This is a genomic window from Plantibacter sp. lyk4-40-MEA-4 (assembly GCF_030209415.1).
In the GTDB taxonomy this organism is placed as follows: domain Bacteria; phylum Actinomycetota; class Actinomycetes; order Actinomycetales; family Microbacteriaceae; genus Plantibacter; species Plantibacter flavus_A.
This window is the reverse complement of the sequence record NZ_JARVSA010000005.1, coordinates 108,778-125,216: the sequence shown is the minus strand read 5'-3', so window position 1 is coordinate 125,216 and position 16,439 is coordinate 108,778. Positions and strand designations below refer to the sequence as shown.

The following is a 16,439-nucleotide window of genomic DNA, read 5'->3' as shown; positions in this document are numbered from 1 at the left end:
ACCGGCGTCCTGGGGACGCCGTCATCGCACCACCGTCATCACTCATACAACGCCGTATCGAAAGAAGGACACCATGTCGAACATGCCGCAGGACGTCAGCCGACGCCGATTCCTCACCTACGCCGGGGTCGGCGCCCTCTCGCTCGGAGCGTTCGCCCTCGCCGGCTGCTCCATCGGAGGCGGTTCCGGAGCCGGCGGTGCCACCACCATCCGGTTCGCCTGGTGGGGAGGCGCTGAACGCCAGAAGGCCTATCTGGCCGGGATGGACCTGTTCAGCAAGCAGAACAGCGACGTCACGATCGAGCCCGAGTTCGGTGACTACACCGCCTACCAGGAGCGCATGACCACGCAGATGGCTGCGCGCGACGTTCCTGACGTCTTCTGGATCCCCTCGCCCGCGGTGTTGACCTACCGGGACGCGAAGATCTACCGGCCACTCGACGACGTCGGCACCCTCGACCTTTCGGCGTTCAGCGAGGCGGAGCTCGACCTGTTCCGGATCGACGGCGAGCTCAACACCTTGCCGAAGTCGATGTTCTCCCCGGTCCTCCGATACAACCAGACCTTCATGGACGAGGACGGCATCGCGCTCCCCGAGACGCTCACCTGGGACAGCCTGGCCGAGTTCCTCACGGACTACTCGAAGAACAACGCCGCCGGCCGGAAGGGCACCACCTACGGCGCCTACCACGACATGCCCTTCGAGTCGTTCCTGCGTCAGCGTGGCGAGGACCTGTGGTCGAAGGACGGCAGACTGGCCGCGAGCGAGGACGGCGTCGCCGCGTGGATCGACTGGTGGGAGCAGCTCCGCAAGGCGGGCGCGACCACCAGCATCAGCGAGCAGGACGGCATCGAGCCCGGCTGGTCCGACACCGGCGCCAAGGTCCTCGCCACCTTCGCCAACTCGAACCACATCGTCGACGAGGCCGCAGCGTTCCCCGACTACGAGTTCCGGCAGCGGGACGTCCCGGCACTCGCCGATGCGACGCCCGGGTACCACTTCACCTACTTCAGCCGGTTCGCGATGTACGCCGGGATCGAGGACGACCGCGTCGACGCGGCCGGAGCACTGATGAGCTACAACCTCAACTCGATCGACCTGCTGAAGCTGGTGGGGCTGTCGGCCGGGGCGCCACCGAGCCTGGCGCTCCTCGACGAGTACGAGCCGTCGGCCACCCCGGACGAGCAGAAGGTGATCGCGACCACCCGCGACATCGCGGCGAAGGAGCAGCGGCCCCGATACGAGGCTCCCGCGGGCTCCGGTTCATGGCGCACCGTGATGATCCGCGAACTCGAGGGCGTGACCCTCGGGAACACCTCGGTCTCACAGGCCGCGTCGAACTTCGTCTCGGCCGTCTCCTCCTCGGTGGGCGACTGATGACCCTCACCATGAAACGCGAGCCCGAGGCGCGGACCGGGACGGCCGAATCCACGACGACGACCGGACGGAAGCGGCGTCGGGCCTCCCACCAGCGGCAGGGCTGGGTCGCACACGTCTTCCTCCTCCCATGGATGCTCGGGATGATCGCCGTCACGGCAGGACCGCTGATCGCGTCCGCCGTCCTCGCCTTCACCGACTACGACCTCCTGACCGCACCGTCGTTCATCGGGTTCGACAACTTCACCCGCATGATGGGGGACGAGCGGTTCTGGGCGTCAGCACGGGTGACGGGCCTGTACGTGCTCGTCTCCGTGCCCTTGCAACTCGCCTTCGCGCTCTTCCTGGCGGTCATCCTCGACAAGGGGATCCGCGGGCTCTCCCTGTACCGGAGCGCCTTCTATCTGCCTTCGCTCCTCGGTGGCAGCGTCGCGATCGCGATCCTGTGGCGCCAGCTGTTCGGCGACGCAGGGCTCATCAACACGGTGCTCGGGTTCTTCGGCATCGAGGCGGACAGCTGGTTGCAGAACCCCGCGACCGCTCCGTGGACGCTGATCATCCTCAACGTGTGGACCTTCGGCTCGCCGATGGTGATCTTCCTGGCCGGGCTGCGTCAGGTCCCGGACGAACTCCTCGAGGCCGCCGAGGTCGACGGTGCCGGCCGGGTGCGACGCTTCTGGTCGATCACCATCCCGCTGCTCACGCCGATCATCTTCCTGAACCTGATCCTGCAGATGATCAGCGCGTTCCAGGCGTTCACCCAAGCACACGTGGTCAGTGGCGGCACGGGTGGACCCCTCGACTCGACGCTGTTCTACACCCTCTACATCTACCAGGAGGGCTTCGTGAACTTCGACATGGGCTACGCCGCTGCCATGGCTTGGGTCCTCCTGATCGTCATTGCGATCGCCACGGCGGGCAACTTCATCCTTTCGCGCCGCTGGGTGCACTACGGAGACGAATGATGGCAATCACCAGTACCACCCTCGACGCCCTGCCAGCCGACCCCGATCCCACGCCGACCCGGCGCAAGCGGGACGCCGGCCGACCGCGACGGATCGTCCGCCACATCCTCCTCGTGGTGTTCGCGCTGCTGATGCTGTATCCGTTGCTGTGGATGGTGGTGAGTTCCTTCAAGCCGAGCAACCTGATCCTGTCGCAGACGGGGCTCATCCCGAGCGAGGTGACGCTGTCGAACTACCGGGACGGATGGGACTCCCTGGGGACGCCCTTCACAGCGTTCCTCCTCAATTCCGGCCTCATCGCCGTCGGGGCCATCGTCGGGAACCTCTTCTCCTGCTCCGTGACAGCGTACGCGCTCGCCCGACTGAACTTCCGAGCGAACAAGCTGTACTTCGGCCTCACCCTCATGACGATGATGCTGCCGTTCCATGTGCTGATCATCCCGCAGTACATCCTGTTCGCGGAGCTCGGGTGGATCAACACCTACGCCCCGCTGCTCATCCCGAAGTTCCTCGCGACCGACGCGGTGTTCATCTTCCTCATGGTGCAGTTCATCCGCACCATCCCGCGGGAACTCGACCACGCGGCGATGCTCGACGGTGCCGGCCCGTTCCGCATCTTCTGGTCGGTGATCCTGCCCCTCATGCAGCCGGCACTCATCACGACGACGATCTTCACCTTCATCTGGACGTGGAACGACTACTTCGGACCGCTCCTCTACCTGACGAAGACGAAGTTGTACACCGTGCCGGTGGCGCTCAAGTCGCTCGTCGACACGGAGACGCAGAGCGGGATCGGCATCATGTTCGCGATGTCGCTCATCTCGCTCGTCCCGATCCTCCTCTTCTTCCTCTTCGCGCAGAAGTACATCATCAAGGGCATCGCCACGACGGGAATCAAATGACGACGACACAGCCGCTCACGACCGGAACCGACACGATCGCCTGGTTCTCCGGCGACCAGCGCTGGACACAACTGACGTTCGTCGAGGACGACCCGCTCCACTTCGACCTCGACGCGTGGGCCGACGTCCTGGACCGCACCGCGTCGACCGCGATCTGCATCAGCGCCGGGGGGTACATCGCGTTCTATCCGACCTCGATCCCGTTGCACTACCGCAGCCGGCACCTCGGTGACCGCGATCTCCTCGGCGAGATCGTCGATCTCGCACGGAGTCGTGGCATGGTCGTCATGGCTCGGATCGACCCGCACGCCGTCCATCGGGACGTCCGTGACGCCCATCCGGAGTGGATCGCCCGGACCGAGGACGGGGCACTGCAGGAGCACTGGGCACACCCGGGCACCTTCGTGACGGACGCATTCGGCGACTACAACTGGGAGTTCACGACCGAGGTCGCACGCGAGGTCACCGCGGACTACGACATCGACGCGGTGTTCGCGAACCGGTGGCAGGGTCACGGACCCGGGTACACCGAGACCGCGCAGCGACTCTTCCGCGCGGCGTCCGGGCTCGCCCTGCCGACCTCACGCGACGCCGTCGACGGAGAGTCCTGGCGGGCTTACCGGGGATGGCGCCGGGAGCGGCTGAGCGACCTGGTCGCCCACTGGGACGCGGCGGTCCAGGACGTGAAGCCTGAGGTGCGCTTCATCCCCAACCTCGGCTCGTTCGCGGCGGGCGAGCTTCGCGACGACGTCGCCCGCCTGCATGTCCCGTTCTTCCTCGTGGACCACCAGGCGCGCAACGAGGGGGAGACCCAGTGGGCGGCCGGACGCGACGCGAAGCGGACCCGGTCCATCCACCCCGACAAGCCGGTGGGGCTCATCACCTCCGTCGGGCCCGAGTCGCACGGCTACCGCTGGAAGGACTCGGTCAACGCGGGTCAGGAGACCGTGGGCTGGATCGTCGACGGCTTCGTGCACGGAGCGTTCCCGTGGTTCACGAAATTCGCCGCGCGGATCCACGACACGCGCTGGATTCCGGCGGTCGAGCGGGCGTTCACGCTGCATCGCGAGATCGGTGCGATCTGGCAGCAGTCGCGCCCGGTCGCCGAAGTGTGCGTCTGGGACGTGGACAACGCCTTCGCCGACGCCCGGACGCGACGGGCCGCCTCCGGCATGTATCAAGCACTCGTCGAGCTGCGGACGCCGTTCGAGTTCGTCGGCCCCCGTGGCCTGCATCGGCTCGGACTGCCTGAGACCAGGGTGGTCGTCCTCCCGGAGATCGACGAGATCGACGAACGGTCCGCCGCCGCATTGCGTGCCTTCGTCGAGGGCGGCGGTGAGCTCGTGGTGACCGGAGCCGGGCCCCTGATCGACGGGGGTACACCGCTCGTGACCGAGCTCACGGGCGCACCGCTGACCGCCCGCTCGGCCGGGGTCGTCCGGAACAACTACGTGCAACGCGCGTCCGACGGCGCACTCGCCGCCGGTCTGGACGGCGCGGACCGCATCATCGGTGGAACCCGTCTGGCCCGCTTCGCGCCGACCACCGAGGCCGTCGTGCACTGGCGGTTCGTGCCCGATCACCCCGACCTCCCCATGGAGGAGGTCTACCCGCGAGGTGAAGCCGTGGACCCCGCGGTGTTCCGTGCGTCGCTGGCGGCGTCGGACGACTGTGGGACGGTGCAGGCGGGCGCCGGGACGGTCCAGGTCATCGGCTTCAACCTCGCCGAGCTGTACCACGAGACACTCCTCGGTGATCACCTCACCCTGCTCGGCAACACGATCGAGGCCGCGCTCGGGGGATCGAGCCTGGTTCGGATCGTCGGCCCGGGGCTCCTGGATGCGGCGGTATGGACGGACGGAGCGGCGTTCATGCTGGCATTCGCCAATCTCACCGACCCGTTGGCGATGCGGGGCCAGCAACGTGCGGTGACCGAGCTCACCGGCATCCGGGTGCAGATCGACGCCGCACGACTGGCGGAGGCCACAGGGCGTCCTGTCGTCCCGGCCGAGCTCATGGCGGAGGTGGTCCTCGACGATCGGCGGACGCCGGCTCCGGTGGCCGTGGCCGACGGCACCATCATCGTGGAGCTCCCGACCGTCCGAGAGCTCGGGATGGTCAGACTGAGCTTCTGAGGGGGTGGTGGGCTCACGCCCGCTGATCGGGGTCGGCACCGCACGGTGTCGACCCCCACGCGTCCCGGTCTCGCGTCAGCGGCCGCGCGGCGGGGCGGTGGACTGACGGACGATGAGCACCGGCTTCTCGAGCGGTACGTCCTCCTCGATGGTCTCACCGAGGAGGCCGAGGAGCTTCGCCGCCGCCGCCCGCCCACGCTGGAACGCGAACCGCTGGACGGTGGTGAGCTGGGGGTCGACCCATTCTCCGACCTCGAGCCCCTCGAACCCGACGACCGAGACGTCCTCGGGGACCCGCAGGCCACGGCTCTGGATCGTCCGCATCCCGGCGATCGCCATGGTGTCGGTGCCGTAGAGGATCGCCGTCGGCGGTGCCGCCCCGTCGAGGAGCCGACTCGTCTCCTCGGCGGCGGCCGCCGGCGAATAGCCGACGCTCGAGATGGAGTGCGGGGTGAGCCCGTGATGGGCGAGCCGGGCGGTGAACGCCTCGCGTCGGATGTTCGGGAGCACGAACCCGGCGGGGCCGCTGACGAACGCGACGTCGCGGTGGCCCAGACCGACGAGGTGGTCGACCGTCTCGGGGATGCCGGCGCTCGGCGGGTCCGCGTCGATGTAGTCGACCACGCCCGGCTTCCACGGGGTGCCGACGAGTACCGCGGGCACACCGAGGTCGCGCATGAGGTCGAAGCGGGTGTCGCCGACCACCGAGTTGGTGAGGATGACGCCGTCCATCCGCTGGCGCTCAGCGAGGGACCGGTAGAACGCCGACTCGTCGTGCTGTCCCGTGAGGAAGACGTTCAGGAGGAGCCCGTACTCGCGGGGACTGAGGAGGGACTCGATCCCGGAGATGAGTCCGACATTGGCCGCACCGACCTCGGGAACCGGGGAGGAACTGGTGAGGACGAGCCCGATCGCCTGGGCGCGCGAGGTCCGAAGAGCGATCGCAGCCGGGTTCGGCGTCCAGTTGAGTTTGCGCGCGGCCTCCCGGACACGCTCGGCGGTCGGCGGCGAGATGCGACCCGTGCCGTTGAAGACCTTCGAGACCGCTCCCGCCGACACGCCCGCGAGCGCGGCGACATCGGAGATGGTGGGGCGGCCGTGTCTCCGGCGCCCGGCAGGTGAGGTCATGGCCGTGTCGTCCTTTCGCCCTCAGCCTATTGGGCCGGACACCCGAACCCGTGGACCGGCGAGAGGTCAGAGGCCGTGCCGTTCGAGCTGCTCCTCGTACCGGATCTGTACGTCCTCCGGCTCGACGCCGTCGATCGGCGCCCAGATCGCCTCGAGTTCCCGCTGGACCGAGGCCGGGAGGGCGGCGAACTTCTCGTCCCATGCTGCGATCGGCGTCCAGTAGCCGACCACCTTGAACCGGGTGGCGGGTAGCCCGAGCTCCTTGCGCAGATACTTGCGCACGTCGCGGAGGGCCACCGTCTCGCCGGCCACCCAGATGTAGCCGTGATCGAGCGGGAGGCGCTCGTCCACGACACTCCGGACGAGTCGGCCCAGCGCGCTCGGGCCGTTTCCGTTGCCGCCCACCACCCAGGTGACCGTCACGTCGTCGTTCGTCTCGACCGCGACCCGATCCCGCTCGCCCGGCACTTCGAGCACCACGCGGGTCCGCAGTCCTTGCGGAGTCTGTGCGACGATGCGCCTGACTGCGGGAAGACCGGTGAGGTCCGCGACGAGCACCTGCCAACCGATGTCGACGGGCGGCGTGTACAGACCGGTGGGCGAGTTCAGGCCCAGCACGTGCCCGGGCTGGGCGCGAGCCGCCCACGGCCCCGCGACCCCGGCCTCGTGCACGACGAAGTCGATGTCGATCTCGACGGGGTCCTGCCGCACGGCGCTGATCGTGTACGTCCGCATCGGTGCCTGCGGGGAGCCCTCCGGCGTCTCCCACCAGTCGCCTGCGGGCACCGGGAGCGAGACGTCCGTCGGGTCGGCACCGTGGGGGAAGAAGACGCGGACGTACTCATCACCCGTGCCGGTGCTGACGAAGTCCTCGACGCCCGGACCGCCGAGTGCGATGCGGATCAGGTTCGGACTCAGGGGTGTCGCTGCGGTCACGATGCCGCGGTGGATCTTCATGGCGTCTCGGCCTCTCGGGTCGGTTCGGTGTGCTGGGTCGGATGCGGGCTGTGCGCGAGCCAGGACTCGCGGTAGGGGCCGGGGGAGGCGAGGAGCTCCACGTGCGTGCCGTGTTGGACGATCCGACCGTCCGCGAAGACCGCGATCCGGTCGGCGGTGGCGGCCTGCTCCAAGCGGTGCGCGATCAGCAGCGCGGTCCGGTCCGTCCGGAGGACGGCGATCGCCGCTTCGACGGCGTCGCGATGGTGCAAGCCGACGTCGGCCGTCGCCTCGTCGAGGATCACGATCGCCGGGTCCGCCAGGAACGCCCGAGCGACCGCGAGTTGCTGGATCCGTCCCTCGTCCAGCGGCACGGGCGACGGCCGCGAGTCGGTCGGGTCCGCCGCCGGGTCGTCCTGCAACGCGGTGACCGCCCATTCGGCTCCGACGGCACGGAGCGCCGACACCATCTCGTCCCGGCTGGCGTCCGGCGCGCCGAGTCTGAGGTTGTCGGCGATCGAGCCACGGAAGTGGTGGAGCTCCTGCGACAGGTAGTACGGGGTCTGGCCGACGAGCACCCGCCCCGACGTCGGGGGATGGTGTCCGGCGACGACCCGCGCCAGGGTGCTCTTGCCCGAGCCGGACGTGCCGACGAGCGCCGTGGTCGTCCCGGGCGGCACGTCCAGGGTGACCTGCGTGACCCCGCGGTCCGTGGTCGGATAGCGGAACGTCAGGTCGTGCACTCGGATCGCCGGCGGTGCGGCGACATCGTCCGCGGTACCGCCGACGGGCGAGGGCGACTCCGGCATCGCGGGCGACGCTGCTGCGAGGTCGATGACCCCGACGAGCCGAGCCAGCCCGACCGTGGCCCGCTGGATGTCGTCGAGCCCGAAGATGAGCCGGCCGACCGGATCGAACAGCCGGTGGAACAGGAGCGCGGCGGTGGTCACGAGCCCGACGGTGATCGTGCCCTGCAGGTTGAGGAGGAAGCCGGTCGCCAGGATCGCCGACAGCCCGACGAGCTCACCCGAGTTGATCCATCGGAACAGACGGTTTGCGACGCGCACGCCCTCGATCTGCGCGTCGATGGAGGCGGTAGCGCGTTCCCGGACGCGTTCGAGCGCGTGGTCCGTGCCCGCGAACGCAGCGAGGGTCTCCGCGCCGTCGACCGCGTCCAGCACGGCCTGACTTCGCGACGCTTCGCGGATCCGGACCGTGCGGAACACCACTCGGGATCGCCGGAGGAACGCCCGGGTCCCGAGGACGTAGCACGGCGCCGAGGCGAGACCGGCGAGCGCGAGCCACGGGTCGACGGCTGCCAGGGCGACGGCCGACACCCCGATCGCGAACCCGGCGGAGAGCAGTGTCGGGGCGACGTTCCCGCCGGCCTCCGCGACCGCGTCGACGTCGCCGGTGACCCGGGACAGGAGATCGGCACGCTCACCGTCGTCGACGGTGCTCACCGGGAGTCGCATGGCCGAGGCGAACACGTCCTCGCGCAGTTCGGCGAGGAGGTCCTGCACCAGCCCCGTGAGCACCCGGGTCGCCCACAGCGTCAACGCGACGGCCCCGACGGCGCCGACGGCGGCTGCGGCCACCCAGCCCGAGACGACGCTCAGCCCGGCATCGGAAGCGACGGCGTCCACGATCCGCCCGAGACACGCGGGCATCACGACACCCAGCGCGGCTGCTGCGAGGAACAGGACCACCACGGCGGCGGTCCGTCCGCGGTGGCGCCGGAGGAGGGCACCGACGACGGTTCGGACGCGGGAGCCGTCGGCGACGGGGAGCATCTCGGCGGTGGTGGGCTCCATGGCGGGATCAGTCATGGCGGGTCTCCGAACCGGGAGTGAGCTCGACGACGCGGTCGCAGGCGTTCAACAGGACCGGCGAGGTGGTGATGACGACGACGGTGCCCTCGTGCGCCGCGAGCGCTCGGGCGATGCGGGTCTCCGTGAGGACGTCGACGGCCGATGTCGGTTCGTCGAGCACGAGCACGTCCGCACCGGCATGGAGCGCCCGGGCGATGCCGACGCGCTGGCGCTGCCCGCCGGAGAGCCGTCTGCCGGCCTCGCCGACCGGTGACGACCAGCCCCCGAGCTGCACGACCGTGTCGTCGAGCGCCGCCATGCCCACGAACACCGCATCCGGGTCGCCGGTCGCGTCATGACCGCGGACCGCTTCCGCCAGGGTGCCGCTCATGATGCGCTGGCCGTGCGGTGGCGCGACCACACGACGGCGGTACGCCACCGGGTCGAGATCCAGCTGGTCGACGAGTGTACCGTCGACGGCGAGCGAGACGATGCCGCGCTCCGCGGGGGTCCGCATGCCGAGCAGGCGGGAGAGGGCGCGCGCGGTGTCGCTGTCGGGCGGCCGGACGCCGAGCAGTTCACCTGCACGGACGTCCACCGGTCGGTCCTGGTGTTCCGGGCGGAAGGACAGCACGACGTCGGTCGCAGGGCCGGAGTCGGACAGCTCGTCCAGCCGACCGCCCGCCTCGAGCAGGTCGTCGGCGTCGACGACCGCGGCCAGGCGTTTGGCGGACGCGAGCTTGTGGATCCAGTTCGATGGGAAGGAACCCGCCTGTGCGAGGTACCCGCTGATGAATTGCGCGAGACCGAGCACCGTCACGAGCTCACCGATGCTGATCCGCCCATCCGCAGCGAACCAGGCGGACAGACCGACGAGTGCGGCCATGATGAACGCCGCCAGCGTGCCGCTCACGGCGTCGAAGAGGGCCAGGGACCGCCCGGCGGCCGTCACTGCGCGTCGTGAGACATCACTGGCGGCGTCATATCGCCGGACGGCTTCAGCCCGCCCGCCGATGCCGACGAGCACTCGGAACCCGCTCATGAAGTCGGCGGCCACCGCTCCGGCCTCGGTCGCCGCCCGTTGCTCGGCGAACCCTCGGCGCTCCAGCGGGCGGGACACGACGCGCATGACGAGCATCATCCCGATGGTCGACACGAACACCACGATCGTCGCCACGGGCGAGATCACCGACATCGCCAGGGCGGCTCCGATGATCGCGGCGATGGTCGCCGACTGCTGCGCGACCGACCAGGCGACGCCGGCCACCCGGTCGGTGTCGGACGTGACGACCGTCAGGGCCTCACCCGCCGAAAGGTTCTGTCGTGAGAGCCGCGGCCGAAGCATCCGGGAGAGCGTGAGGTGCCGGAGCGCCTGTTCGCCGTGCCCGTAGATCGACACCATGAGGCGCGACGCCGACTGGTAGCTCACCGTCAGGACGAGGAAGGTTCCGACCAGGACCCCGATCCAGACACCGAGGGCCACCGGATCGGACGGCACCACCGCGCGGTCGATGGTCGCCCCGATGATCACGGGGATCGCCGCCTCCGACAGGGCGTGCACGATGAGGAGGCCGGTCGCGGCGGCGAGCATGGCGCCGCGACCGTCCGCTCCCAGCGCGATGCCGAAGAGGCGCCGCGGCGTACTCGTCGTCGTCCCGCTCACCGGCTCCGCCGTCCGAGCGGGAGCACCAGCGGGGTACCGGAGACGGGGTCGGTGATGACCCGGCACGGCAGGTCGTAAACGGCCTCCACGAGGTCGGCGGTGATGATCTCCTGCGGATCGCCCTGGGCGACGATCGCGCCGTCGCGCATCGCGACGAGATGCGTCGCATAGCGGGCGGCGTGGTTGAGGTCGTGGAGGACCGCGACGAGGGTGGTGCCGCCGCGGTGCAGATCCGTGAACAGCTCCATCAGCTCGATCTGGTGCGCGATGTCGAGGAACGTCGTCGGCTCGTCGAGCAGCAGGTGCTTCGTCTGCTGGGCGAGTGCCATCGCGACCCAGACGCGTTGCCGCTGTCCGCCCGAGAGCTCGTCGACCAGCCGTCGGGACAGCTCCGTGACCCCCGTCGCGGCCATCGCCTGCGAGACCGCCGCTTCGTCGGCGCTGCTCCACGTCCGCATCGCGCTCTGGTGCGGGAACCGGCCGCGCCCGACGAGGTCGGCGACGGTGATCCCGTCGGGGGCGATGGCGGATTGGGGGAGGAGCCCGAGTCGGCGAGCGGTGTCCTTCGGTTTCGACGCACGGATGTCCGCCCCGTCGAGGAGGACGGCACCGGCGGTCGGGCACAGGAGCCGTGCGAGTCCGCGGAGCAGGGTCGACTTGCCGCAGGCGTTCGGTCCGATGATGATCGTGAACGAGTCGTCCGGCACCTCGAGCGACAGCTCGGAGACGATCGGAGCATCGCCGTAGCCCAGGGTGAGGTCGCGGGCGAGGAGCGACGTGGTCATGGGAGTTCCTTTCACGTGCGGCGCACGAACTGGGCGGCCAGCAGGCAGGTCAGATAGATGCCACCGACCGAGAGCGTCACCACGCCGACCGGGACCGCGAGCAGCTGGGCGACGGCGTCGGAGACGACGACCAGGGCGGCTCCGGTGAGCATCACCGGCGCGAGGCCCATCGGGGTGTTCGAGCGGGTGAGCCGTTGAGCGATCTGCGGGGCGGCCAAGGCGATGAACGAGATCGGGCCGGCGGCGGCGGTGACGAGCGCCACAAGGGCCACACCGACGACCATGGCGGTCAGCCGGGTGCGTCCGGGACGCACGCCGAGGGCCATGGCGGCGTCGTCGCCCATCTCGAGCACGGGGAGGGAACGTCGGAGTGGCCGAGCCAGCAGGGTGAACACGACGAACGCCGTGGCGGCGGGGAGCAGTTGGTCGAAGCCGAGCGAGGCGAGAGAGCCTGCACCCCAGGTGGCCGCCATCATCGCCTGCTCGACGCTGACCGAGATGAGGATCCAGGAGGTGAGGGAACCGAGCCCGGCCGAGACGCCGATGCCGACGATGATCAGCCGGAAGGACGACATGGTGTGGCGGTTCGCGAGGACGGCGACGAGCAGGGCGGTCAGCAGACCGCCGACGAGTGCCCCGACGGCTTTGAACAGGTAGGTGTTGAGCCCGAGGACGAGCATCGTCAGCGTGACGCCGAACTGCGCGCCGACACCGAACCCGATGATGTCCGGTGAGCCGAGCGGGTTGCGGGTGAGCGACTGGAAGATACCTCCGGAGAGCGCGAGCGCCGCTCCGCAGAGCACCGCGAACAGCACGCGTGGGAGTCGCCACTCGGTCACGACCTGGCGGACGTCGGGGTCGGACGCGGGGTCGACGATCGCCCGGATCACCGCGTCGAAACCGATCTCGTACGCGCCGATCGTCGTCGCGAACAGCCCAGCTCCGATGATCACCACGACGAGTCCGAGGCACACGAGGACGGACCGCACCGGTACGAGCGTCGCGATGTGCACGGTCTCCACGCGGATCTGGCGTCGGCCGTGGTCGATGACGCTCACAGCCCGCTCACCCGCTTCCGACGGACGAGCATGATCAGGATGGGGGCGCCGAGGAGTGCCGTGACGATCCCCACCCGGAGCTCTCCGGAGGGCAGCACGATCCGGCCGAGGACGTCTGCGAGCAGCAGGAACGCGGGGCCGATCACCATCGAGTACGTCAGCACCCAGCGTTGGTCGGGGCCTGTGAACCACCGGACGACATGGGGGATCATGAGTCCCACGAAGGCGATGGGACCGGCGGCTGCGACGCCCGTACCGGCCAGGAGGGTCACGGCCACGACGACCCACACCCGGGTGCTGCGCACTCGCGCCCCGAGCGCCTGGGCGAGTTCGTCTCCCAGGGTCAGCGCGTTCAGCGACCGGGCGCAGAGCAGACCGATCACGAGGCCCGCGACGATCAACGGAGCAGCCCAGGTGAGCTGGTCGAGGGTGCGGCCTCCGATGGATCCCACGCTCCAGAAGCGCATGACCTGCAGGGTGCCTTCGTCCCGCAGCACGATCGCGGTGGTGAAACCGGTGCAGGCGGCACCGAGGGCGACCCCCGCGAGGGTCAGTTTCATCGGGGTCGCACCCGAAGCCCCGACGGATCCGAGCGTGAAGACGATCACCGTGAGGATGAACGCACCCGCCAGGGCGAACGGGACGTAGGTGCCGGGAGTCGTCAGTCCCAGGACACCGACCGCGAAGGTCACAGCGAACGACGCACCGGCGTTCACCCCGAGGATGCCAGGGTCGGCGAGGGGGTTGCGGGTGAAGGCCTGGATGAGCCCGCCGCAGACGGCGAGCGCCGAACCGACCAGGATGCCGAGCAGCGTCCGTGGGACGCGCAGCTCCATGACCATGAGGTGCAGGGGGTTCGCGTCGTCGTAGGCGACGAGCGCGCGGACGACGGTCAGGGGGTCGATGGCCCGATTGCCGATGGCGAGTGAGGCGACGGCTGCGGCGATCAGCACCACGGTGGCGAGGAGGAGCCCGACCGCGAGGGTCCCGGTGCGGTGGGGCGAGACGTCCGCGCGTCCGGCCCCACCGGGCGTCGGGACGTCCGCCGCCCCGCCCGCAGCCGGCGCTGCTGACGGGGCGGCGGAACGGGACATCTCCGACGTCACTTGCCGTCGATTGTCGGCTCGCCCTGCAGGGCCGCTGCGAGGTCGTCGACGTAGCCGGGCAGGACGTACTGCAGGGACAGGACGGTCGGCGCGCTGATCGCAGAGGCCTTGGCGGCGTCGGCGTAGATCACGTAGGACCCGGCGGCGATCGGCGCCCAGCGCGACACCACGGCGTTCTCGACCGTGTACGTCCCTTCCTCGGCGCTTCCGCCCCATGCGGCGAACAGGTCGGCGTCCACGTCGTAGAGCTGCTCGAGGCTGACGCCGGTGTACCAGTTGTCGCCCTCGGCGCTCGCGAGGAAGCCGTCCATCGCCGAGGTCGAGGTGAAGCCGAGTGCTTCGGTGATGCGGACCCGCGGGTCGTACTCGAGGTAGACGCCGAGGTCCGTCCCGCCCTCGTTCAGGGTGAGGCCCCAGACGAAGCTCTTGTCGTCGAACTCGGGGTGTGCGTCGGCGAGGGAGGTGATGAGATCCTCGGTCTCGCCGATGAGCTCCTCGGCCTTGGCCTCCTCCGACATCGCCTTCCCGACGGTGCGGGTCATGCCCTCCCAGGTGCCCGGGTTCCAGGGTCCCTCGATGTAGGGGACGGTCGGGGCGATCTCGGTGAGCCGCTCGTATTCGACGTCGGTGACGCCGGAGTAGAGGCTGAGGATCAGGTCGGGCTTCAGGGATTTGATCGCCTCGTAGTTCGGGCCGTCGTCCGTGAAGGGGATGATCTCGGGCATCTCGCCGTACGCATCGGAGACGTAGTCTTCGAACCAGGGCTGGTAGCCGCTCTCGCCGGCTCCCCAGACCTCTTCGATGCCGACGGGGTTGGTGCCGAGGGCGGCGACGATGTCGGGCGTCATCCACCCGAGGGCCACGATCCGTTCCGGCTTCTCCGGGATGACGGTCTCACCGTGGGCGTGTTCGATGACGACGCCGTCGGTCGATGCCGTCGTCGATCCGGTGTCGCCGGTGGCGGCCGAACATCCGGCGAGGGCGAGAGCGGTGGCGATGACGGCGGCGAGGAGGGTGGATCCTCGGCGGACGTTCGGGCGCGCGAAAGCGTGCGGCATGGGGCTCCTTTGAAGAGGGGGGAGTGGGATCACCGCTGGCGATCCGGAAGTTAGGTAAGCATGTCCTAACAGAACGATCGTAGGGTGCTTCACGGCATAACAGTGTCGAGGAACCGACGAGTTCTGTCGAGGAGCCGACACGACGATGCGTGCCCGAATGGATCAGCGCCAGTAGAGCTGGTGGGCGGGGTCCGCCTGCACCCGTTCCACGTACTCCCGCGGGGTCATACCGAACCGGGCTCGGAAGCTCGCGGAGAAGGCGCTCGAGGACGCGTACCCGCACCGGTGTGCTGCCGCCCCGATCGGCATGCCGTCGATGATCAGCCGCGCCGCGAGCGTCATCCGGACGCCCGTTCGCCACCGGGCGAAGCTCATCCCGGTGTCATGCTGGAAGATCCGCAGCACGGTGCGCTCGTGGAGGCCGTGCACGTCGAACAGCTCGCGCGCGCCCCGGAGGTCACCCGGGTCGGCGAGGATCGCACGGACGAGCGGACGGACACGATCGTCGGACGGCATCGGGATCTCGCCCCAGCCGTCCGCCGTCTCCGGCGCGGGCTGCTGCAGCATCTCGATGAGGACCGCCTGCGCACGGACCCGGAGGTCGGTCGGCATGTCGTTGATGCCGAGGTGCAGCAACATCTCCTGCACCGCACGCGGGACCAGGACCTGGGTGACGGTCTCGACGGGCGCGATCAGCGAGGCGGCGGGGAGGTAGGTGTAGCACCCGGTGGAGTCGCGCTCGTGGTGCGCGGTGTGCGGCGTGTGTGCCGGGATCCAGACGCCCTGACCCGGTGCGAGGCGCCACATCGCGTTCGGGAGGTGCACCCACACGGTGCCGCGGTAGCACCAGGCGAGCATGGCGTCCGGGTGACGGTGCGGTGGCGAGAGCGGGCGACTCCCGGTGTCCTCGTCGGTGACGACGCCGGTGCCCATCAGATACGGTTCGGCGACGGACGACGGATGCTCGGGGCTCGCGTCCCAGTCGACCTGGCTGTACGGGCTCAACGAGCGCTCGTGCCCGCGTCGTCGATCAGCGGGAGGCCGCCGTCGTCGAAGCGGAAGCCCTTCGCCGCCAGCCGGCGTTCCGCCTCGTGGTGGACGACGCCACGCTTGCGCGGATCGGCTTCGAGGAGGCGGATCAGAAGCTCGTCCGTGGCGTTCGGGTGCAGCGCGATCTCGATGCGCGCACCCCAGAAGCGGTCCTCGAGGAAGAGCTCCAACGCCGCCGGGTCGGCTGCCGGGTTGTGCGCCGCAGCGGCGCGGATCGCCTGATTGGGGTCGTTCGCGAGGACGGAGAACTCCTCGAACGTGCTCGCCGATCGCGCGAGCTCGTAGCGACGTCCCTCGTCGGCGATCTGCTCCGGCGTCTTGCGTTTGGCCACGGTGGTCCCTTCATCACGTCGCCGTCAACCTACCTGTCTCGCACGATGTTCGACAACGGTGGCTTGCTGCGATGACTCGCAGACGGGACACTGGGGTCGCTGCATGGACGTCATGAGCGTGATCTTCGGGGG

14 protein-coding genes are annotated in these 16,439 nt (G+C 69.5%); 4 read left to right on the top strand and 10 right to left on the bottom strand.

Annotated elements, in window-relative coordinates; genetic code table 11:
* The first annotated feature begins 73 nt into the window (after nucleotides 1–73).
* From QRN44_RS10535 to QRN44_RS10520, 4 genes are read left to right on the top strand one after another with little or no spacing between them, the layout of a single operon-like run.
* Nucleotides 74–1,378 (top strand): ABC transporter substrate-binding protein, encoded by a 1,305-nt coding sequence (locus QRN44_RS10535; RefSeq protein WP_071259985.1) that lies wholly within the window; start codon nucleotides 74–76, stop codon nucleotides 1,376–1,378.
* The gene (locus QRN44_RS10530; RefSeq protein WP_217485073.1) at nucleotides 1,378–2,343 is read left to right on the top strand and encodes a carbohydrate ABC transporter permease; all 966 of its coding nucleotides are present in this window, start codon (nucleotides 1,378–1,380) and stop codon (nucleotides 2,341–2,343) included. Before QRN44_RS10535 ends, QRN44_RS10530 begins: the two co-directional genes overlap by 1 nt.
* On the top strand, nucleotides 2,340–3,245 hold the full coding sequence (locus QRN44_RS10525; protein ID WP_079002422.1) for a carbohydrate ABC transporter permease: 906 nt from the start codon (nucleotides 2,340–2,342) through the stop codon (nucleotides 3,243–3,245). Before QRN44_RS10530 ends, QRN44_RS10525 begins: the two co-directional genes overlap by 4 nt.
* Nucleotides 3,242–5,380: an alpha-amylase family protein gene (locus QRN44_RS10520; protein ID WP_285039102.1), complete on the top strand. Its 2,139-nt coding sequence runs from the start codon at nucleotides 3,242–3,244 to the stop codon at nucleotides 5,378–5,380. Before QRN44_RS10525 ends, QRN44_RS10520 begins: the two co-directional genes overlap by 4 nt.
* A gap of 75 nt (nucleotides 5,381–5,455) precedes the next feature.
* Here the strand turns inward: QRN44_RS10520 and QRN44_RS10515 are convergent, their stop codons facing one another.
* From QRN44_RS10515 to QRN44_RS10470, 10 genes are all read right to left on the bottom strand, one after another.
* Nucleotides 5,456–6,508, bottom strand: a complete 1,053-nt coding sequence (locus QRN44_RS10515; protein ID WP_064293723.1) for a LacI family DNA-binding transcriptional regulator — start codon at nucleotides 6,506–6,508, stop codon at nucleotides 5,456–5,458.
* 66 nt (nucleotides 6,509–6,574) lie between these two features.
* The gene (locus QRN44_RS10510) at nucleotides 6,575–7,465 is read right to left on the bottom strand and encodes a siderophore-interacting protein (protein WP_285039101.1); all 891 of its coding nucleotides are present in this window, start codon (nucleotides 7,463–7,465) and stop codon (nucleotides 6,575–6,577) included.
* Nucleotides 7,462–9,273 (bottom strand): ABC transporter ATP-binding protein, encoded by a 1,812-nt coding sequence (locus QRN44_RS10505; RefSeq protein ID WP_285039100.1) that lies wholly within the window; start codon nucleotides 9,271–9,273, stop codon nucleotides 7,462–7,464. Before QRN44_RS10505 ends, QRN44_RS10510 begins: the two co-directional genes overlap by 4 nt.
* Nucleotides 9,266–10,918, bottom strand: a complete 1,653-nt coding sequence (locus QRN44_RS10500) for an ABC transporter transmembrane domain-containing protein (protein ID WP_285039099.1) — start codon at nucleotides 10,916–10,918, stop codon at nucleotides 9,266–9,268. The genes QRN44_RS10505 and QRN44_RS10500 overlap by 8 nt, the downstream gene beginning before the upstream one ends.
* Nucleotides 10,915–11,703: an ABC transporter ATP-binding protein gene (locus QRN44_RS10495; RefSeq protein ID WP_285039098.1), complete on the bottom strand. Its 789-nt coding sequence runs from the start codon at nucleotides 11,701–11,703 to the stop codon at nucleotides 10,915–10,917. The genes QRN44_RS10500 and QRN44_RS10495 overlap by 4 nt, the downstream gene beginning before the upstream one ends.
* An 11-nt stretch (nucleotides 11,704–11,714) precedes the next feature.
* Nucleotides 11,715–12,761 carry a FecCD family ABC transporter permease gene (locus QRN44_RS10490; RefSeq protein WP_285039097.1) on the bottom strand — a complete coding sequence of 349 codons (1,047 nt, stop codon included), beginning with the start codon at nucleotides 12,759–12,761 and terminating at the stop codon, nucleotides 11,715–11,717.
* The gene (locus QRN44_RS10485; RefSeq protein ID WP_285039096.1) at nucleotides 12,758–13,855 is read right to left on the bottom strand and encodes a FecCD family ABC transporter permease; all 1,098 of its coding nucleotides are present in this window, start codon (nucleotides 13,853–13,855) and stop codon (nucleotides 12,758–12,760) included. The genes QRN44_RS10490 and QRN44_RS10485 overlap by 4 nt, the downstream gene beginning before the upstream one ends.
* Before the next feature lie 8 nt (nucleotides 13,856–13,863).
* Nucleotides 13,864–14,925 (bottom strand): ABC transporter substrate-binding protein, encoded by a 1,062-nt coding sequence (locus tag QRN44_RS10480; RefSeq protein ID WP_285039095.1) that lies wholly within the window; start codon nucleotides 14,923–14,925, stop codon nucleotides 13,864–13,866.
* Nucleotides 14,926–15,087: 162 nt separating this feature from the next.
* Entirely contained in the window at nucleotides 15,088–15,930 is an 843-nt protein-coding gene (locus tag QRN44_RS10475; protein WP_071260012.1) for a helix-turn-helix transcriptional regulator, read from the bottom strand.
* On the bottom strand, nucleotides 15,927–16,307 hold the full coding sequence (locus QRN44_RS10470; protein ID WP_285039094.1) for a hypothetical protein: 381 nt from the start codon (nucleotides 16,305–16,307) through the stop codon (nucleotides 15,927–15,929). The genes QRN44_RS10475 and QRN44_RS10470 overlap by 4 nt, the downstream gene beginning before the upstream one ends.
* Nucleotides 16,308–16,439 lie beyond the last annotated feature (132 nt).